The 17,744-nt window shown below is 63.5% G+C and carries 18 protein-coding genes, 1 pseudogene and 1 riboswitch; of the genes and pseudogenes, 10 read left to right on the top strand and 9 right to left on the bottom strand.

What is annotated here, in order from left to right; translation table 11 throughout:
- Positions 1-311: 311 nt before the first annotated feature.
- Positions 312-1,994, bottom strand: coding sequence for a fatty acid--CoA ligase (locus ACQKPE_RS04010; RefSeq protein ID WP_427663472.1), 1,683 nt, complete (start codon positions 1,992-1,994; stop codon positions 312-314).
- A gap of 190 nt (positions 1,995-2,184) precedes the next feature.
- Between ACQKPE_RS04010 and ACQKPE_RS04005 the strand changes: the two genes are divergently transcribed.
- The 3 genes from ACQKPE_RS04005 to ACQKPE_RS03995 all read left to right on the top strand — a co-directional run bounded on the left by ACQKPE_RS04005 (position 2,185) and on the right by ACQKPE_RS03995 (position 5,032).
- Positions 2,185-3,144, top strand: coding sequence for a 2-hydroxyacid dehydrogenase (locus ACQKPE_RS04005; protein ID WP_427663471.1), 960 nt, complete (start codon positions 2,185-2,187; stop codon positions 3,142-3,144).
- A 51-nt stretch (positions 3,145-3,195) separates the two neighbouring features.
- A complete protein-coding gene (locus ACQKPE_RS04000) occupies positions 3,196-4,194 on the top strand; it encodes a methyltransferase (RefSeq protein WP_427663470.1) in 999 nt (332 codons plus the stop codon).
- Positions 4,195-4,235: 41 nt separating this feature from the next.
- A riboswitch (yybP-ykoY riboswitch) is annotated at positions 4,236-4,357 on the top strand.
- 87 nt (positions 4,358-4,444) lie between these two features.
- Positions 4,445-5,032 (top strand): TMEM165/GDT1 family protein, encoded by a 588-nt coding sequence (locus tag ACQKPE_RS03995; RefSeq protein ID WP_427663469.1) that lies wholly within the window; start codon positions 4,445-4,447, stop codon positions 5,030-5,032.
- A 37-nt stretch (positions 5,033-5,069) separates the two neighbouring features.
- Here the strand turns inward: ACQKPE_RS03995 and ACQKPE_RS03990 are convergent, their stop codons facing one another.
- The gene (locus ACQKPE_RS03990) at positions 5,070-5,885 is read right to left on the bottom strand and encodes a M48 family metallopeptidase (protein ID WP_427663468.1); all 816 of its coding nucleotides are present in this window, start codon (positions 5,883-5,885) and stop codon (positions 5,070-5,072) included.
- Positions 5,886-5,974: 89 nt separating this feature from the next.
- Between ACQKPE_RS03990 and ACQKPE_RS03985 the strand changes: the two are divergent.
- Both ACQKPE_RS03985 and ACQKPE_RS03980 read left to right on the top strand, forming a co-directional pair.
- Positions 5,975-7,285, top strand: a pseudogene (locus ACQKPE_RS03985) (HAMP domain-containing protein); the annotation flags it as partial.
- A 15-nt stretch (positions 7,286-7,300) separates the two neighbouring features.
- Entirely contained in the window at positions 7,301-8,143 is an 843-nt protein-coding gene (locus ACQKPE_RS03980; protein ID WP_427663506.1) for a methyl-accepting chemotaxis protein, read from the top strand.
- Between the two features lie 72 nt (positions 8,144-8,215).
- Here ACQKPE_RS03980 and ACQKPE_RS03975 read toward each other — a convergent pair whose 3' ends face one another.
- The 3 genes from ACQKPE_RS03975 to ACQKPE_RS03965 form a co-directional block, all read right to left on the bottom strand.
- Entirely contained in the window at positions 8,216-8,836 is a 621-nt protein-coding gene (locus ACQKPE_RS03975) for an SOS response-associated peptidase (protein ID WP_427663467.1), read from the bottom strand.
- A 156-nt stretch (positions 8,837-8,992) separates the two neighbouring features.
- Positions 8,993-9,253 carry a putative signal transducing protein gene (locus tag ACQKPE_RS03970; RefSeq protein ID WP_427663466.1) on the bottom strand — a complete coding sequence of 87 codons (261 nt, stop codon included), beginning with the start codon at positions 9,251-9,253 and terminating at the stop codon, positions 8,993-8,995.
- Complete coding sequence (locus ACQKPE_RS03965) at positions 9,253-9,438, bottom strand: CPXCG motif-containing cysteine-rich protein (RefSeq protein WP_427663465.1); 186 nt, start codon at positions 9,436-9,438, stop codon at positions 9,253-9,255. Before ACQKPE_RS03965 ends, ACQKPE_RS03970 begins: the two co-directional genes overlap by 1 nt.
- A 124-nt stretch (positions 9,439-9,562) precedes the next feature.
- On the opposite strand from ACQKPE_RS03965, the gene ACQKPE_RS03960 reads away from it, so the two are divergent.
- Entirely contained in the window at positions 9,563-10,732 is a 1,170-nt protein-coding gene (locus ACQKPE_RS03960) for a 1-acyl-sn-glycerol-3-phosphate acyltransferase (RefSeq protein ID WP_427663464.1), read from the top strand.
- 33 nt (positions 10,733-10,765) lie between these two features.
- Here the strand turns inward: ACQKPE_RS03960 and ACQKPE_RS03955 are convergent, their stop codons facing one another.
- Positions 10,766-11,026: a hypothetical protein gene (locus tag ACQKPE_RS03955; protein ID WP_427663463.1), complete on the bottom strand. Its 261-nt coding sequence runs from the start codon at positions 11,024-11,026 to the stop codon at positions 10,766-10,768.
- Between the two features lie 156 nt (positions 11,027-11,182).
- Here ACQKPE_RS03955 and ACQKPE_RS03950 point away from each other — a divergent pair, with 156 nt between their 5' ends.
- The gene (locus ACQKPE_RS03950; RefSeq protein ID WP_427663462.1) at positions 11,183-11,389 is read left to right on the top strand and encodes a hypothetical protein; all 207 of its coding nucleotides are present in this window, start codon (positions 11,183-11,185) and stop codon (positions 11,387-11,389) included.
- 51 nt (positions 11,390-11,440) lie between these two features.
- Here ACQKPE_RS03950 and ACQKPE_RS03945 read toward each other — a convergent pair whose 3' ends face one another.
- On the bottom strand, positions 11,441-12,664 hold the full coding sequence (locus tag ACQKPE_RS03945; protein ID WP_427663505.1) for an MFS transporter: 1,224 nt from the start codon (positions 12,662-12,664) through the stop codon (positions 11,441-11,443).
- 208 nt (positions 12,665-12,872) lie between these two features.
- Here ACQKPE_RS03945 and ACQKPE_RS03940 point away from each other — a divergent pair, with 208 nt between their 5' ends.
- Positions 12,873-13,514: a TetR/AcrR family transcriptional regulator gene (locus tag ACQKPE_RS03940; protein WP_427663461.1), complete on the top strand. Its 642-nt coding sequence runs from the start codon at positions 12,873-12,875 to the stop codon at positions 13,512-13,514.
- A 59-nt stretch (positions 13,515-13,573) separates the two neighbouring features.
- Here the strand turns inward: ACQKPE_RS03940 and ACQKPE_RS03935 are convergent, their stop codons facing one another.
- Entirely contained in the window at positions 13,574-14,158 is a 585-nt protein-coding gene (locus tag ACQKPE_RS03935) for a YajG family lipoprotein (protein WP_427663460.1), read from the bottom strand.
- A 145-nt stretch (positions 14,159-14,303) separates the two neighbouring features.
- Here ACQKPE_RS03935 and ACQKPE_RS03930 point away from each other — a divergent pair, with 145 nt between their 5' ends.
- Both ACQKPE_RS03930 and mqo read left to right on the top strand, forming a co-directional pair.
- Positions 14,304-14,537 (top strand): hypothetical protein, encoded by a 234-nt coding sequence (locus ACQKPE_RS03930; protein WP_427663459.1) that lies wholly within the window; start codon positions 14,304-14,306, stop codon positions 14,535-14,537.
- A gap of 599 nt (positions 14,538-15,136) precedes the next feature.
- Positions 15,137-16,645, top strand: coding sequence for a malate dehydrogenase (quinone) (gene mqo, locus ACQKPE_RS03925; protein WP_427663458.1), 1,509 nt, complete (start codon positions 15,137-15,139; stop codon positions 16,643-16,645).
- A 75-nt stretch (positions 16,646-16,720) separates the two neighbouring features.
- On the opposite strand, the gene ACQKPE_RS03920 is transcribed toward mqo, so the two are convergent.
- Positions 16,721-17,650 (bottom strand): LysR substrate-binding domain-containing protein, encoded by a 930-nt coding sequence (locus tag ACQKPE_RS03920; protein ID WP_427663457.1) that lies wholly within the window; start codon positions 17,648-17,650, stop codon positions 16,721-16,723.
- Positions 17,651-17,744 lie beyond the last annotated feature (94 nt).

The raw sequence follows: 17,744 nt of genomic DNA, 5'->3' as shown, positions 1-17,744 counted from the left end.
ATGTACTTTTTTTGTTATGGCAGTGAGTCCTTTCAGAAACGGCTCGAGCGCCCTTAGGCCGGCTCCTGCCTGTGGCGACACCGCAGTGTCGCCCTCCCCCATTCCTGAAAATCCCCTGACCCGACTATAGCCAGCGACCAGCAGGTGCTTGATCCCTCTAAAGTGTGATTTGCGTCTACTACCGACTGCGCGCTTCAGAGCGCCATGCCGAGCGCTGGCAGTGCTCAAGCATGGCTCAATTTCCCGGTTTGACAAGGCGCCAGCCCTCTAACACGCGGGCCGCGTCGAAAACGACGCGGCCAGGGGCAGTGTTACAGGGTGGAGAGGAAAGTACTGTTACTGGCCTGCCAGGCGGTGACATCCGTGCGGATACGCTTCTTGTCGAGCTTGCCGACGCTGGTCTTGGGAATTTCAGTAACAACGGCGATCTGGCTGGGAATCGCCCATTTATTGATGTGCCCGAGCTCGACGAACGGCTTGAGGTGCTCCTTCAGCAGCTTGGCGTCCAGCACCTGCTCGTCACGCAGCACCAGCAGCGCGAAAGGCCGCTCGCCCCACTGCGGGTCGGCCACGCCGACCACCGCCACTTCCCGCACCGCCGGGTGGCGGCTGATGAGGTCTTCGAGGTCGAGGGAGGAGATCCACTCGCCGCCTGTCTTGATCACATCCTTGATGCGATCGCGGATGTCGATGTAGCCCATGCCGTCCAGGGTCGCGACATCGCCGGTGTGCAGCCAGCCACCGGCCCACAGTTCGGCGCTCTTCTGCGGCTCGTTGAAGTAGCCCATGGTCAGCCAGGGCGCGCGCAACACCAGCTCGCCCTGGGTCTCGCCGTCGGCTGGCAGGAAATTACCCTCGCCATCGACGATGGCCGCCTCCACCAGCGGCACTGGCACACCGGCCTTGATTCGATAGGTGACACGCTCGTCCTCGCTGCCGGCCTTAAGTTCCTCGTTCAGGTGCGCGCAGGAAATCAATGGGCAGGTCTCGGACATGCCGTATGCCGCTGTGAGCTGGATACCGCGGGCCAGAGCTGCCTGGTACAAAGCGCGGTTGAGCGCGCTGCCGCCGATGATGATCTTCCAGCCGCCAAAGTCCTGGCCGGCGGCGCTCGGGCAATTGAGCAGCATCTGCAGGATCGTCGGCACGCAGTGCGAGAAGGTGACCTTCTCCTCGCGCCACAGCTTGATCAGCATGTCCGGCTCATAGCGCCCCGGGTACACCTGCTTGATACCCATCATGGTGGCTGCGTATGGAATACCCCAGGCATGCACGTGGAACATGGGAGTGATGGGCATGTACACGTCGTCGCTGCTCAACAGGCGGACGCTGTCGAGACTGCCGAGCACCGAAGTTTCGGCCAGGGTATGCAGCACCAGCTGGCGATGGGTGAAGTACACGCCCTTGGGGTTACCGGTGGTGCCGGTGGTGTAGAAGGTGGTGGCCACCGAGCTCTCGTCGAAGTCGGGGAAATCGTAATGCGGGCTGGCGGCGGCGAGCAGTTGCTCGTACTCGCCGACCAGGCCGGGCAGCTCGGCGGCCTTGTCCGGGCCATCGGTAAGCAGCACGGTCTTGTCCACCGTGGTCAACTGGCCGGCGATGGCCTGGTAAAGGCCGACGAAGTCGCTGTTGACCAGCACGAAGCGGTCCTCGGCGTGGTTCATGGTGTAGAGGATCTGGTCCGGCGACAGGCGCACGTTGATGGTGTGCACCACCGCGCCGATCATTGGGATGGCGAACATGCATTCCAGGTAGCGGTGGCTGTCCCAATCCATTACCGCCACGGTGTCACCGGCCTTCACCCCGGCCTCGGTCAGCACGTTGGCCAGCCGGGCGATACGCTCGTTGAGCTGCGGGTAGGTCAGGCGCAACTGGTCGCGATAGACGATTTCGCGGGTCTTTTCGTATCGGCTGCCGGACATGAGCAGACGCTTGATCAGCAGCGGGAAGGTATAGGCGCCCTCTGCGGGCTGAATGACGCGGGTCTGCAACATGGGTATCCCTTATTCTGGAAAGCTTGCCGGACAATTCAGGCACTTACTGTAGAACGGTGACGCGCCGGTCAAATCAGCCGAAGGAATGATTTGGCCTGGCGAGGTATGAGCGGCACCGTTGACGGCAAGCGCTGCGGCACTTCAATCTGATGCCCCGCGATAGACCCCACGATTGAGACTGGAGCCCCTGATGCCGCAGCACGCCGTCTTCCTCGACCATCACTCCCTTGACCTTGGCGACCTTGACCTGTCGCCGTTGGTCCAGCAGTTCGACAGTTTCCAGCCCTACGCCACCACCGCACCTGAGCAAGTGGCCGAACGCCTGCGCGGCGCCACGGCGGTCATCAGCAATAAAGTGATGCTCGACGCCAAGGCCCTGGCCGCCAACCCGCAGTTGAAACTGATCCTGGTGTCGGCCACCGGCACCAACAATGTCGACCTGGCCGCTGCCCGCGCCCAAGGCATCACCGTATGCAACTGCCAGGGATATGGCACGCCCTCGGTGGCCCAGCACACCCTGGCGCTGCTGCTGGCGCTGGCTACCCGGTTGTGCGACTACCAGCAAGCGGTCAAGGAAGGGAAATGGGCCAAGGCCAGCCAGTTCTGCCTGCTGGACTTCCCGATCGTCGAACTCGAGGGCAAGACCCTCGGCCTGCTCGGTCACGGCGAACTGGGCGGCGCAGTGGCGCGGCTGGCCGAAGCCTTCGGCATGCGCGTGCTCAGCGGGCAGATTCCCGGCCGCCCGCCACGTGCCGATCGCCTGCCGCTGGACGAACTGCTGCCGCAGGTCGATGCGCTGACCCTGCACTGCCCGCTCAACGACCAGACCCGCCACATGATCGGTGCTCGCGAACTGGCCTTGCTCAAGCCCAGTGCGCTGGTGGTCAACACCGCACGCGGCGGCCTGATCGACGAACAGGCCCTGGCCGACGCCCTGCGCAGCGGCCACCTGGGCGGGGCGGCCACCGACGTGCTGAGCGTCGAGCCGCCGGTCAATGGCAACCCGCTGCTGGCGCCCGACATCCCGCGCCTGATCATCACCCCGCACAGCGCGTGGGGCGCGGTGGAGTCGCGCCAGCGCATCGTTGGCCAACTGGCCGAGAACGCCCAGGCATTCCTGGCTGGCCAGCCGGTACGCGTGGTCAGCTGAGGCGATGGCGGCTCTGGTACACTGCGCCACTTTTTTCAGGAGAGGTCGCCCATGGACCCGCGCAGTGAAGTGTTGCTCCGCCAGGCCGAGCTGTTCCAAGGCCCGCTGCTGCTCGCCGGGCTGCCAGCCGACGACCTGCTCGGCCGTCTGCCACAGGCCCACGGCTGGACCTGGCACGCCGGTGACCAAGCCCGCCTTGGCGAGCGTTTCAGTGGCCGCAGCCACTATGGCGTCGAAGCGCCCGCGGTCGACTTCGAGGCCGCCGTGCTGTTCCTGCCCAAGTCCCGCGAACTGGCCGCCTACCTGCTCAATGCCCTGGCCTCGCGCCTGGAGGGCCGCCCGCTGTACCTGGTAGGCGAGAAGCGCGGCGGCATCGAGGGTGCAGCCAAGCAATTGCAGGCCTTCGGCAAGCCACGCAAGCTGGACAGCGCCCGCCACTGCCAGCTGTGGCAGGTAAGCATTGACCAGGCGCCGCAGGCCAAGCCGCTGGAAAGCCTGGCCGAACGCTTCGAGCTGGAACTGGCGGACGGCCCGCTGCAGGTCGTCAGCTTGCCGGGGGTGTTCAGCCATGGCCGACTCGACCGCGGCAGCGCACTACTGCTCAAACACCTCGATGGCTTGCCCAGTGGCCATGTGCTGGACTTCGGCTGCGGCGCTGGCGTGCTGGGTGCGACGGTCAAGCGACGTTATCCACAGAGCCGCGTGACCTTGCTCGACGTCGATGCCTTCGCCGTTGCCAGCAGCCGACTGACGCTGGCGGCCAATGACTTGGAAGGGGACGTCATCAGCGGTGACGGTATCGATGCCGCCCCCGAGGGCCTGGCCCTGATCCTGAGCAATCCGCCGTTCCATACCGGCGTACATACCGACTATCAAGCGTCGGAAAACTTGCTGCAAAAATCGGGAAAACACCTGGTAAAAGGCGGAGAAATACGCCTTGTTGCAAATAGCTTCCTACGCTATCAACCCCTGCTGGAGAGCGCGCTTGGCAACTGCCAGACCCTGGCCGAAGCCGACGGTTTCCGGATCTACAAGGCAACACGGGGTTAAAAAATTAGGGCTTGCCGAAAGCCATTTCGCTAGGCAGAATCCGCTCCGTCCTAGGGGAGTAGTCTCCCGCGAGCGCCCTGCTCGCCCGGTACGCGTCAACACACTTGGCCCACAGGCCATGGCGCGTGCGACCTTACGGCCCACACAGATGGGCCCGGGGTTTGACAAGACCTATGACACGCACACCTTACCCGGGGCGGGAAGGCTGTACGTGTCATAGCCGTGTCGACCCGCCCCCGTAGGAAACCTGATGCTGGAATCGCTACTCGTCCCCACCGCCATCGTTGCGCTCGCCGAAATCGGCGACAAGACGCAACTGCTCGCGCTCATTCTCGCCGCCCGTTTCCGCAAGCCCTGGCCAATCATTGCCGGTATCGTCGCGGCCACCTTGGCCAACCACGCCGCAGCCGGTGCAGTGGGCGCCTGGGTCAGCGGTTTCTTCAGCGCGGTCACACTGCACTGGATCCTCGCCGCGAGCTTCGCCGCCACCGCCCTATGGACGCTGATACCGGACAAGATGGATGACGACGAAACCAGCAATGCGCGGCGCTTCGGGCCGTTCCTGACGACACTGATCGCGTTCTTCCTGGCGGAAATCGGTGACAAGACCCAGGTGGCCACGGTGATGCTGGCCGCCCAGTACCCTCACCTGATCATGGTCATCATTGGCACCACCGTGGGCATGCTGATCGCCAACGTACCCGTGGTGCTCGCCGGTAACTTCGCCGCAGAGAAACTGCCGCTGACGCTGATTCGCCGACTGGCCGCCACCGCGTTCTTCGTGCTGGCCGCCGTGGCGGTGTACACGGCCATGCAGGCCAGTGGCTGGATAGGCTGAACGTGAGGGCTGCCCTGCAGCCCCCACGCAACGAACGTTACTTCTTCGCCGCCTGGTACAGCGGCATCACTTTCGGAATAGCCGCCTGCAGCGAAGCGATACGGGTATTGGAGGCCGGGTGAGTGCTCATGAACTCGGGCGGCGCACCCTCGGAAGCCTTGCTCATCTTGTTCCACAGGGTGATCGCGGCATTCGGGTCGTAGCCGGCGCGGGCCGACAGCTCCAGGCCGATCAGGTCCGCCTCGTTCTCGTTGGAACGGCTATTGGGCAAGGTCATGGAATAGTTCACCACGGTGTCGGCCAGCGCCATGCTGTCCTGACCCAGGCCGAACAACGCACCGGCGCCCTGGCGAGCCATCTCGATGCCATAGGCCTTGGACATCGCTTCACGGCCATGCTCACGCAGGGCGTGGGCGATCTCGTGGCCCATCACCGCCGCAATCTCGGCATCGGTGAGCTGCAGCTTATCGATCAGCCCGGTATAGAAGATGATCTTGCCGCCAGGGCCGCAGTTGGCGTTGAGCTCGTCGCTCTTGATCACGTTGACTTCCCACTGCCACTGCGCCGCGTCCGGGCGGAATTGCGGCGCCTGGGCGATCAGCCGGTCGGCAATGAGCTGCACGCGTTTGGCGGTGGCGCTGGACTTGTCCAGCACACCTTTGCCCGAGGCTTCGCTGAGGGTCTGCTGGTACGACTGCGCGTACATCTGGTTGACCTCAGCGGTCGACAGCGCACTGAACATGTACTGCTTGCGTTCAACGCCCACTGCCCCACCGCTGGTGGTATTCACCGCCTGGCAGCCGCCCAACAGAAGGCCGGCGCCCAGCATGCCGAGTACAAATGATCTACGCATGGAAACACTCCCTTTCTACATGCGCCGTATCCTAGGGCCTGCGGTTCGTAGTCGCCATAGCCGCAGGGAAGATTTCTTCGCACCGCCTCATGCTTTGGTATTACCTCGCCGATAACAGGAAAAACCGTTCGCCACAGTGCGGGGCTCCTGCAATGAAGTTCAAGTCGATCCAGTTTTCCGTCGCGGCCCTGGCCGGCGCCATCGTCCTCAGCATTGTCGCAGCCTTGGTGCTGTATGCGGTGTTCTCCAGCGAGCGCACCCAGGCGCTGGTCCAGCAGCGCACCCAGCAGCAGCTCGAAAGCATGATCCAGCAACGCCTGGAGTCAATGGCCCGCACTCAGGTCAGCGAGATCCAGCGCGGCCTGGAAGCGCCCTTGGTGATCAGCCGCGGCCTGGCCACCGTCAGCGGCCTGATCGGCATGCAGGGCAGCGACGGCAGCCCACTGATGCAGGTGGACCGCACGCACCTGGCCAACCTGCTCAAGCGCACCCTGGAGATCAACCCCAGCGTGCTGGGCGCCTACCTGGGCTGGGAGCCGAACGCACTGGACCGGGCCGACAGCAATAGCGAGCGCTTCCTGCCCTGGTGGTTCCGCAATGCCGACGGCAGCCTGGGCTACGACCGCCTGATCGACGTCAACGACCACACCGTGCTGTCTACCGGCGTGCGGGCCAGTGAGTACTACCTGTGCCCCAAGGAGACGCTCAAGGCCTGCGTGATCGACCCGGCGCCTTACAAAGTGGGCGACAAGATGGTCATGCTCGCCTCGTTCGTCGAGCCGATCCTGGTCAATGGCCAGTTCCAGGGCATCGCTGGCGCCGACCTGTCGGTCAACTTCATCCAGGACCTGCTCAACGCCGCCGACCGCCAGCTCTATAACGGTGCTGGCGAACTGGCGCTGGTTTCGACCAATGGTCGGCTGGTGGCCTACACCCGTGATGCCACGAAATTCGGCGAGAAGGCCAGCGACGTGCTGGACGCCTCCGAGGCCGCGACCCTGGCCAGCCTCAAGGGTGAGGAGCTGACCTACAAGGTCGACAGCGCCAAAGACCGCATCGAGCTGTTCCTGCCGTTCAAGGTCGCTAATACCGACGCCCGCTGGGCGCTGCTGCTGGAAATGCCGCTGAGCGTGGTCATGGCCGACGCCAAGCAATTGCAGCGCGAGCTGGCCGACCAGCGCAACACCGACATCACCGGCATGACCCTGGTAGGCCTGGCCATTGCTGCCCTGGGCCTGCTGGTGATCTGGCTGCTGGCCCATGGTATCGCCCGTCCGCTGCGCCAGATGGTGGCGATGCTCGATGACATCGCCCAGGGCGAAGGCGACCTTACTCGCCGTCTGCAAAGCGACCGCGCCGACGAGCTGGGCGCCATCGCCAAGGGCTTCAATACCTTCCTGACCAAATTGCAGACCATGATCAGCCAGGTCGTGACCTCGGTGCAGAAGGTCAGCGACTCGTCCGAGCACACCGCCGATATCGCCATCCGTACCAACCAGGGCGTGCACAAGCAAATGGTCGAGATCGATCAGGTAGCCACCGCCGTGCAGGAAATGACCGCCACCGCCCAGGACGTCGCGCGCAACGCCACCCATGCGGCACACGCGGCCAGCAACGCCGACCAGGCCGCCAACCAGGGCTTGCAGATCGTGCGCGACACCTCACGCTCGATCAGCGTGCTGGCCGGTGAAATTGGCCGAGCGGTGACGGTTGTGCAGGACCTGGCGCGCGACAGCGAGAACATCAATGCGATTCTCGTGGCGATCCGCGCCATCGCCGAGCAGACCAACCTGCTGGCGCTCAACGCCGCCATCGAGGCGGCCCGCGCCGGCGAGCAGGGGCGCGGCTTCGCGGTGGTCGCCGATGAGGTGCGCAACCTGGCCCAGAAGACCCAGCAGGCCACGGAAGAAATCCAGCAGATGATCCAGCAGCTTCAGCAAGGCACCCGCGACGTGGTCAAGGTGATGGAAGACAGCCAGGGCAAGACCGACGACAGCGTGCAGCAGGCCACCCGTGCGGCCGAAGCGCTGGAAAGCATCACCCAGGCGGTGTCGGTGATCAACGACATGAACACGCAGATCGCCAGCGCCGCCGAGCAGCAGAGCGCGGTGGCCGAGGACATCAACCGCAACGTCATCAACATTGGCCAGGTGGCCGGTGAAGTGGCTGGCGGCGCGGATGAGTCCAGCCAGGCCAGTGCCGAGCTGACCAAGCTGGCCGAGCAGCAACGGCGCCTGATCAACCAGTTCAGGGTTTGATGGGTGGGGTGTCAGTGATGGCGCTATCGCGGGGCAAGCCCGCGATAGCGCCAGTGCCGACAACGAAAAACCTTATGCCGGCGTCAGGCACTCCGGCGCATCCAGCTTCGGGTCATTGACGAAGTTCGCCAGCGCCCGCTCGCGCAGCGCTGCGGGCGGGCTGGCCAGCAACTCGTGGAGCCTGGCGATGGGCGTTTGCGGATCGAGCCACGCCGCCTGCCCCGCCTCATCCAGAATCAACGGCCGACGCTGGTTGACCGCCGCCTGGGTCACCACCGCGCAACTGAGCCAGACCTGCTCCTGCACCGGGTACGCCTCCCACACCGCCGCATAGAACAACGACGCCCCCTCGCCCGGGGTCAGCCAGTAAGGGCGCTTGCGCGCCGTACCGCGCCATTCGTAGAAACCATTGGCCGGCATCAGGCAGCGCCGCTTAAGGAACGCCTCGCGAAACATCGGCTGATCGGCCAGGGTCTCTGCCCGGGCCTGGGCCGGGGTACGAGTGAGGTCGGTCAGCCATGGCGGGGTCAGGCCCCAACGCGCGCGAGCCAGTTGCAACTGACCGTCGAGCTGGCGCTGGATCAGCACCGAGGCCCCGGGGGCGATGTTCCACTGGGCTTGCTGGTCACTTGGAAAGCCCGGCAGGGCGGCGAAGCTTGGGGACCAGCGAAAGAGGGCGTAACGTCCACACATAAGGCGAAAACAACCTAGGGTCTGTCTGAAATATGCCTGCACTCGTCCATACTGCGTTGAAACGGGGCTCGGAATGCTCATGTACTACAGTACACAGCGCTTCCTCGCCCCGTTTCGCCTTGTCTGGCCTTCGCGCAGACACATTTCAGACAGACCCTAGCAGATCAAGGTACCGGGAAAACTCTCCGATTCGTCGCCGGCAAGTGGCTGGGCCGCATTGTACTCATCGATCAGCTGGCGTGCGTACCCGGCTTGCTCATCGGCCACCGCCAAGGCCAGCAGGCCGTGCATGGGTAAATCTCCCATGGCCCCGACCAGGTCGCGGCCAATCACATGCACCTCGATGCCCTCGCTGGCCAACATGCCCACCAGCATCTCGGCCTCCATCAGGCTTGCCGGTTCATAGATACGTTGCATCAGGCGTCATCCTCGCGTCGTACATCGAGCATCCATTCGTCACCGTGCACCTGCAGGATGAACACAACGGGCTGGCAGCATACCTGACAGTCCTCGGTGTAGACCTGATCGCCCGCCGACAGGTCGATCGTGGTTTCCACCGACTCGCCACAATAAGGGCAACGATAGAAGTCGGTCTCTAGCATCTTGGGGCCTGCGCAGTGACTTGTGCGTATAATTGCCGGTCTATTTACAGGGCCTGCGTGTGTCCGAGCCGTTTTTCGAACCCCACCCCTACCTTATTACCCTAGCCGTTTCCAACAAGAGAGCATGATGGGCGAATTCGATGCCATCCGACCGTACGACGACGCTGAGGTCCCTGCCGTTCTGGCACGCCTGCTCAGCGACCCGGCATTCCTCGATATCCTCACCCACTTCCGCTTCCCGCGCGCAGCCAGCGCCTTCGGCTGGCTGCTCAAACCGCTGATCGCCCGGCGCCTGCGCCAGGAGTTCGCCGGCGTCAGCTGCGTGTCGACCTTGCAGGACAAGGTCGAGTACTACGTCGACCGCACCATCGACCGCGCCACCGACGGCGTTACCTACACCGGCGTGGAACAGCTCAAGGCCGGCACCGCCTACCTGTTCCTGGCCAACCACCGCGACATCGTGATGGACCCGGCGTTCGTCAACTACGCGGTATACCACGCAGGCCTGCCGACCCCACGCATCGCCATCGGCGACAACCTGCTGCAAAAGCCATTCGTCAGCGACATGATGCGCCTGAACAAGAGCTTCATCGTGCACCGCTCGCTGAGCGGTCGACGCGAGAAGCTGGCGGCCTACCAGCTGCTGTCGGCCTACATCAACCACTCTATCCGCAACGACGGCGCCTCGATCTGGATCGCCCAGGCCGAAGGCCGCGCCAAGGACGGTGACGACCGCACCGATTCGGCGATCCTCAAGATGTTCCACATGAGCCGCAAGGAAGAGCCGTTCGGCACGGTGATCCAGGGACTGAACCTGATCCCGGTGTCGATCAGCTACGAATACGACCCCTGCGACCAAGCCAAGGCCCGCGAGCTGTATATCCGCGCCAGCACCGGCAGCTACACCAAGGCCCCCGGCGAGGACGACAACAGCATCGCCCTGGGCATCACCGGTTACAAAGGCCGGGTGCACATCAACTTCGCGCCACCGGTGACCGAGTACTTCGAAGACACCAAACAATTGGCCCAGGAGATCGACCGGCAGATTCTCGGCGGCTACCGCCTGTTCCCGGTGCACTACCTGGCGTACGCGATGTGGGAAGAAAAGGACGCGGCACTGGGTGTGCCGAGCGCCGACAAGCTGTTCCCGGCCGATGAGCTGGAACGCGCCAAGGCCGAATGGCAACGCCGCCTCGACGCCTGCCCGGTGGAGCATCGCCCCTACCTGGTGCTGCAATACGCAACGCCGGTGCGCAACCAGTACCAGGTCAAGGCGCAAAGCCCTGTGGCCTGATATTCCCGGGGCCGCCTCGCGGCCCCGGTGGTTTCACACCCAGGTACTGAACCAGGAAAGCAGCAGCGCCATGGCCAGGCACGAGAAGCCGAGGATGTAGTAGTAACGCGGCACGCGCTGGTAGAAGGCATCCACCACGCCCTCCTCGGCCGCCAGGCTCTCACGGGCCTGCACCTCGCGACGACGGGCGAAATGCAGCAGCAGGCCGCCCGGGCAGGTGATGAGCAAGGCCAGCACATTGATCAGCTTGGCCGGGTGGGCAGCCAGGAGCCCCCAGAGCAATTGCAGCGACATCGCACAACCTCGCAGCGACGAAAACGAAGCCCGGCATTCTACCCAAGCCCGACGCCACCGCCCGTTTTTTGCGACCAACTGTCGCGCAGTTTCATCTGTCATACGCATGTCACACCGCCACGCCACCCTGTCGGCCTTTTCTGACAGGAACTCACCATGCTGCACGCCGAAAACCAGGACCGTCTCTACCTCGTGGCCCAGAACGATGAGCAGCAAGCGCTGATCGACGGTTTCGCCATCAACGTCCACGATCGCCGCTGGCTGGTCTACTGCGCGTTGGGCGGGCACGCGCACCAGGACCTGCCGGAGATCGATTTCGGTACCGGTGTGAGCGTGCTGGACTTCGCTATCGAAGCTGCGTGAAAACAGCCCGATAACCCCGTCGGCGCCCACTGCTCACCAGGCTCGACTTCCTTAATGCCCAGGCACCCGGGTATAACGCGCGCCAGCCTGAAAGCCGTGTCTGCGCGCCGACCAGGCGATGAGCAAGCCAACGGCCAGCAGCAACACCAGCGCGGGCGGGAACGATATGACTCCCCACCCCTCCAGCAGCATGCCTCCTAGCAGACCGCCGCCGGCAATGGCGCAGTTCCAGGCCACGACGTTCATCGACAAGGCTACGTCAGCCCCCTCGCCCGCCGTATCTGCCAATGCCGTTTGCAACAGCGTTGCAGCCCCCCCGAAGGTCAGACCCCACACAGCCACACCGACGTAGATGGCCATCGGTACGCGAGCCAGCCAGACGAACAACAAGGCCACGAGTGCGAAAATCGCCAGGCTGCCCAGCACCGTGGCGCGCAGATGGTGATCGACGAGTCGACCGGTAACGCCGATGGCAATGAGCGCCGCCACACCGAATGCCAGCAGCACCAGGTCCACCTGCGCCCCCAGCCCCGCTTGCGCCACGAAGGGCGCGATGTAGGTGTAGAGCAGGTTGTGCGCCAGCATCCAGCAGATCACCACGCCAAGAACCGGTCGCACACCTGGCGTCGTGAACACCTTTCGCAGTGGCAACCGCTCATGCCCGGCCTGGCCTGGATAATCCGGCACCTTGGCCAGCACCCAGACGATCAGCACCAAGGTCAGCGCGGACATCACGATGAACGCACTGCGCCAGCCGATAGCCGTACCCAGCCAAGTACCCAGGGGCACGCCCAGCGATAACGCGATCGGCGTGCCGACCATCGCCACGGCCAACGCCTTGCCTTGCAGACGCACCGGCACCATCCGGCGTGCATAGCCGGCCAGCAGGCTCCAGGCCAGCCCGGCCGAAACCCCAGCGAAGAACCGGGCGACGAGCGTCAGCCAGTAGTTCGAGGAAAATGCCGTGATCGTGTTGAAAACCAGAAAGCCCACGATGGCCAGCAGCAACACATTGCGCCGTCGCCAGCCTTGCGTGGCGATGGTCAGCGGAATGGCAGCCAGCAACGAACCCAGTGCGTAAGCCGTCACCGTCTGGCCCGCCAACGCAGTGGAAATACCAAGACCGGTCGCCATCTGGGGTAACAGCCCGGCCGGCAGGGTTTCGGTGATGATGCAGATGAAACCGGTCATGGCCAGCGCCAGCAGCGCGGCCAGCGGAATCCGGTCGTCCTGGGTCCTGGCCACTGTTGAAGAAGCCGTTGAAGAAGTCGTCATCGCGATATGTGTCTCGGTGAAGGTGGAATGGGTAAAGCGAGTATCAGTATCGATCGGTACATATATTGGCCAGGTCTGGTCCGTTGGAGGCGACATTGATCGCGCGCAAGATATATACCGATCGATACACTAATGAGAGCAAAGGCGCGTTGTCAATGACTTATGTATTGACTAGTATATAAATATCAGCATTTTCCTGGAGTCCGACATGGCGGAAATAGGGCGCCCGCGTACCTTCGACCGCGACGAGGCGATCGAGCAAGCGATGAACATCTTCTGGCAGCACGGCTACGAGTCGACGTCGCTGGCCCAGCTCAAGGCCGGTATCGGCAAAGGTATATCCGCGCCCAGCTTCTACGCGGCTTTTGGCTCCAAACAAGCGCTGTTCCAGGAGTGTGTGGAACGCTATCTGTGCACCTATGCACAGGTGACGGAGCCACTGTGGGACACCCGCCTGTCTCCGCGTGAAGCCATCGCAACGGCGCTGCGCAGCTCAGCACGGATGCAGTGGGAGGGAGGCCACCCCGCCGGTTGCATGGTTGGCCTTGGGATCATGAGCGCCCCTTCCGACGAACACGCCGCAGTGACAATGCCACTGACTCGCTCACGGGCTCGGACCCGAGCAGGCTTCGTGGCCTGCGTACAACGAGGTATCGACAGCGGTGAATTGCGTGCCGATACCCAGGCCCAGGCACTTGCAGTGGTGTTCGACGCCTTTCTGCTCGGCTTGTCCACCTTGGCCCGCGACGGTATTTCCTACGCGGCAGTGGACGCTGCCATCACCCAGACCCTGTCGGCATGGGATGCAGCGGCGGTGCCCTGCGCGCAAGGAAGCACAGCCAGGGCATAAAAAAACCCGCCGCCTCTACCCAGGCAGCGGGTTTTCTTCATTATTACCAGCGGCGAGCTTTACTCGCCCAGCACCTGACCGATGGTCGGGTCCTTGAACAGGCGGGTCAGGGCATCGCTGAGCACGTCGCTGACCAGTTTCGTGTTGGTTTCCTCGTTCGGCGCCATGCCGAAGCGCTGGTCGAGGGAGGCGCCGTAGCGACCGCTGTAGCGGCGGTTGGCGTTGGACACGTCGGCGCGGAAGGTGGCGCCGATGGTCGCCTCGGTCACGTACATCTTGTCCTTGGGCGACTGGTACTTGAGCTCGGCCAGGGTCACGGTCAGCTGCGGGGCGTTGTAGGCATTGGCCGTTGGGGTGAAGCCGAGCAGGCGTACCGCCGCTTCGGCCTGGGCCTGCAACTTGGGCAGCACATCGTTGGCGCCGACACTGATGGTGCTGGTTTCAGGGTACATGCCGCCACGGGTACCCAACGCCGGGGACGCACGGCCATCGACCACCTTGACCACCACCGGCTGGCCACGGCCTACCGGCTCCAGCTGGGCGTTGAGCTTGGGTTGCGGGCTGAGTTGTTGCGGGCTGTGGGCACAACCGACCAGGCTCAGCGTGGCCACCGCGATCAAACCGAACAACAGACGTTGCAGCATGCGCATTTCTCCAGAAAAAAGCGGCAAAGGCCCACAGTATACCCAGCCTGATACAGGCCAGTCATCGGCCCAGCCCTACTGTCACAATGGTTTCATGCCCTGTGCTTATCCTTGCCCCAGCCCCGATTGCACAGGAACCCCCGCCATGGCCTCGCTCTGGACCCTGATTTTCCGACGTCCGCGCCACAACACCTACGCCCGCCTGGACGCTGATGGCCTGTGCCTGGGCTTCAAGCAGTGCAGCCAGGCACCTGGGGGCAGTGGCTGGGTACAAGTCAGCGAAGCGCACCTGGGCTGGCTGGGCCGCCCACTGCCCGCCAGCGCCCGGGTTTGCGCCCGCGCAAGCCGTCGTTGGCTGCAACGCACCCTGCCGGCCTGACAAACGCTGCAATAAAAAGCCAAGAAGCGCACCTTTCTGCCCGCGACATCGTTATAATCTGCCCCCGATTATAAGGACGTCTCCTGATCGGGCCCCGCATTCGCCGCTTGACCCCGGCATCTTCCGCTTCGCCCACAGAGAGCCTTCCACTCAGGTCTTGCCTTGGCATCGTGCCCGCTGTTTCTGGCCGCTGCCCTTCGCATGAACCTGCGGGTTGCCATCGCGCAGTCCACTTTGAGGTTCACGTCTTCAAAAGAGCGTGAAAAAACGGTTTTCACAACTTCACGAGAGTGTGGCGAGCAAATGAACAGTCTGGCATGTGTAAAAGCGGCAGATGTGTCCCTAACAGCCCTGAACAGACGGCAAAAGCGCTCATCCTGGATGGGAGCCTGAAGCCGCTCCGTAACCCGCGACGGGCCCCTTGACCATAAGTCGAATTGCCGCAGCAGCGGCAAGGGCGTTCAATATTCGAACACCCAAGACTGGTTGGCGGTGTCCGCGGAAGTTGCAAGAACTGCGAAGAGTCGGACATGGCGACCCTGGCCACCCCAGGCGTCCTATGCTGTCAATTAGGTGCTGTAGATTGTGGAGACGCGTTAATGGCGCAGAACGAATCGGTTGATGTGGTACTGGTAGGCGCGGGCATCATGAGTGCCACCCTGGCCGTACTGCTCAAGGAGCTGGACCCGACGCTCAAGCTGGAGGTCGTCGAGGCAATGGACTCCGGTGCCGCGGAAAGCTCCAACCCGTGGAACAACGCCGGGACCGGCCATGCCGGCCTGTGCGAGCTGAATTACACGCCCCAGGCCGCCGATGGCAGCATCGACATCAAGAAAGCGGTGCACATCAATACCCAGTTCGAGGTGTCCCGTCAGTTCTGGGCCTACCTGAGCAACAAGGGTGGCTTCGGCCCTGCGCGCGACTTCGTGAACCCCGTGCCGCACCTGAGCTATGTCGAAGGTGACAAGGGTGTCGACTTCCTCAAGAAGCGTTTCGAGCTGCTCAAGCAGCATCACGCCTTCGCCGAGATGGAATACACCGAAGACAAGGCCGTGATGAACGACTGGATGCCGCTGATGATGCCGGGTCGCCCGGCCGACCAGCGCATCGCCGCCACCCGCGTGCTCAAGGGTACCGACGTGAACTTCGGCGCGCTGACCAACAAGCTGCTCAAGCTGCTGGGCAACGACGCCAACACCCAGGTCAAGTACAGCAAGAAAGTGGTTGGCCTGCGCCGTAATGGCAGCGGCTGGACCGTCAGCATCAAGGACGTCAACAGCGGCGGCAGCCGTGAAGTCGACGCCCGCTTCGTGTTCCTCGGCGCCGGTGGCGCGGCCCTGCCGCTGCTGCAAGCCTCGGGCATCCCGGAGAGCAAGGGCTTTGGCGGCTTCCCGGTCAGCGGCCAGTGGCTGCGTTGCGACAACCCGGAAATCGTCAAGCAGCACCAGGCCAAGGTCTACAGCCAGGCCGCGGTCGGCGCGCCGCCGATGTCGGTGCCGCACCTGGACACCCGCGTGGTGGATGGCAAGAAATCGCTGCTGTTCGGCCCCTACGCCGGCTTCACCACCAAGTTCCTCAAGCATGGCTCGTTCATGGACCTGCCGCTGTCGGTACGCATGGGCAACCTCGGCCCGATGCTGGCGGTGGCCCGTGACAACATGGACCTGACCAAGTACCTGGTCAGCGAAGTGATGCAGTCGATGGAGCAACGCCTGGAGTCGCTGCGCCGCTTCTACCCCGAGGCCAAGGCCGAGGACTGGCGCCTGGAAGTGGCCGGCCAGCGCGTGCAGATCATCAAGAAAGACCCGAAGAAAGGCGGCATCCTGCAGTTCGGTACCGAGCTGGTCTCGGCCGCCGATGGCAGCCTGGCCGCACTGCTGGGCGCATCCCCTGGCGCCTCGGTGACCGTGTCGATCATGCTGGAGTTGATCGAGCGCTGCTTCCCCGAGCAGGCCAACGGTGCCTGGGCTGCCAAGCTCAAGGAGATCTTCCCGGCCCGCGAGAAGACCCTGGCCACCGACGCCGCCCTCTACCACAAGATCAGCGCCCACAACGACGAGGCGCTGGGCTTGGTCGAGAGCAGCCCGGCGCAACAAAACTACGCCTGAGCAAAGCAGTACGCCTGACTTTTCAGGCATCAAAAAAACGCCCTTCGGGGCGTTTTTTCGTTGCAGGCGAGCGTGTCAATCCGCCAGTTGCTGCGGGATCCGTTCGGTAATGAAGTCGATGAACGCACGAGCCCTGGGGGTTTGCGCGCACCTCGGTGGCCACATCAGCCAGATACTGCCGCGATTCTCCGTGTAGTCTTCGAGCACCGCGTGCAGCCTGCCTGCCGCAACATCCTCCTTCACCAGGTAGCTCGGCGCCTGGACGATCCCCAACCCACCGAGCGCTGCCGAGGCCAGGGCCTCGCCATCGTTCAGCACGATGTTCGGCTTGAGCGGCCTGGCAGGCGCCGGCCCCCTGAACGCCCAGGTCTCCGGCCGCCCGGTGGTAGGGAACCGGTAGTAGACGCAGCAGTGATCGTGAAGGTCCGCAGGCGAGCGCGGCACACCATGCTGCGCCAGGTACTCGGGGGACGCGCAGGTGGTGAAGGTATGCGGGCCGATGCAGCGAGCCTGCAGGCCCGAGTCCTCCAGCTCGCCCAGGCGCAGCACGATGTCATAGCCGTCCTCGATAACGTCGACCTTCACATCATCCAGGCTGATATCGATAGTCACTTCCGGGAAACTGGAGCGGAAATCCCGAAGCGCAGGCAGGACGATCTTACGCCCCATCACGGTGGGCACGCTGACCTTGAGTCGACCGCGGGGCGTGCTCTGCACCAGGTGAAGCTCTCGCTCGGCCTCCTGAAGTTCTTTCAAGATGTTGCCAACATGCCGGAAAAGCACCTCGCCTTCCCCCGTCAGCGCCAGCGAGCGCGTGGTGCGATTCAGCAAGCGCAAGCCCAACTTGAGCTCCAGACGCTCCACCGCCTTACCGACTGCAGAGGCCGACAGGCCTAGCTTTCGTCCAGCCGCAGCAAAGCTGCCGGTCTCTGCGGCAGCCGCGAAGGCCACAAGGCCACTGAACGATTCGATCAAACTGATTGCGGACATATTGTCGCGAATCATAGGACCGACACCCACCTTCTGTAAACGCGGGCCCCGGCCAATCATGGAAGTGATTGCGTGTAAACAACCGATCGTCCCTCGGTTCCCTCGTTCA

This window comes from Pseudomonas sp. NPDC089554, assembly GCF_050280645.1.
Taxonomy (GTDB): domain Bacteria; phylum Pseudomonadota; class Gammaproteobacteria; order Pseudomonadales; family Pseudomonadaceae; genus Aquipseudomonas.
Note: the sequence above shows the minus strand (reverse complement) of the source record. Positions and strands in the feature narration are given on the sequence as shown.